Annotated in this window: 1 protein-coding gene; it reads right to left on the bottom strand. The window is 62.2% G+C overall.

From position 1 onward, the window contains the following. Positions 1-134 precede the first annotated feature (134 nt). A complete protein-coding gene (ispF, locus tag AC1DA5_RS10540) occupies positions 135-911 on the bottom strand; it encodes a 2-C-methyl-D-erythritol 2,4-cyclodiphosphate synthase (protein WP_092648185.1) in 777 nt (258 codons plus the stop codon). Between the last annotated feature and the right edge of the window lie 232 nt (positions 912-1,143).

The following is a 1,143-nucleotide window of genomic DNA, read 5'->3' as shown; positions in this document are numbered from 1 at the left end:
TGAGGCCGATCGTCGCTGACGGTGCCGCTAGGGTGTGCCCTCGCTGACGGTGCCCATAGAAATGCCCTCGTTGCCGAATGACAGTCAGCTGTGGTTGTGCCGGTGCGCGCGGCGCCCGCGGCCACCCTCGTCAATCACGAATCGAATCTGTGAGCCGCTGACATTGCGTAGATCAGTGCGATTGCCTGCGCTGCCAGCCCTTCGCCGCGTCCAGTGAACCCGAGCCCGTCGGTCGTGGTGGCCGATACGGATACAGGGGCGCCGACGATATCTGACAATGTACGTTCGGCTTCCTTCAGGCGCGATGCCATTCGGGGGCGGTTACCGACCACCTGCAGGCTCACATTCGCAACGGCGAAACCGGCCTGCGTGACCATCCGCAGGACCTCTGTGAGGAATGCGCGCCCTGATGCGCCCTTCCACTCGGGGCGGTCCGTGCCGAAGTTGGATCCCATGTCGCCCAGGTGTGCGGCCGACAAGAGTGCATCACAGATGGCATGCGCCGCCACGTCTCCATCAGAGTGCCCTGCCAGCACTGGCTCACCTGGCCATTCCATGCACGCCAGCATCAAGACGTCGGTATGCGGCTGCTCATTGCCACTTCCGTGAATGTGTTGGGTGTCGGTTCCGCGCGCTTGCTGAGCGTCACTGGTCTGTCTTCGCTGGCTATCATTTCTGCGCACCTGCGAGCTTTCTGCAGCCTGTCCCGGCTGGCTGCCGCCAGGGTGCGGATTCTCAGCGAACGCGTGAACGTCAATGGCGTGGCCGATGCGGAATGGGTACGCCTGCGGCGCCTGCGCGTTGCCTGCTGCGGCGTTACTTGCTGCCGCGTTGCCTGCTGCCGCTTTACTTGCTGCCGCGTTGCTTGCTGCGGCGTTGCGAGAATAATTGGTCCGGTGCGCGGTGCTCATAAGGTCAGCTTAGTATCCGCCCTCGCCCTCGGGATGAGTTGCAGCTGTCACGAGGTATGGGCGGTGCCCGTCGTTTGCCCTTCCGCCCTGGCGCCAGCGCATACTCTGGATTTAACTTCGCCGGGTGCACATACTCGTGAAATTGGGCCTTCCACGTGCACATACCCCTAGATTTAAGCCTTCCACGTGCACATACCCCTAGATTTAAACCCTCCACGTGCACATACCCCTA

Source organism: Pauljensenia sp. C0254C2 (genome assembly GCF_056583835.1).
The sequence above is the reverse complement of the archived record's forward strand: the minus strand, read 5'-3'. Positions and strand labels throughout refer to the sequence as shown.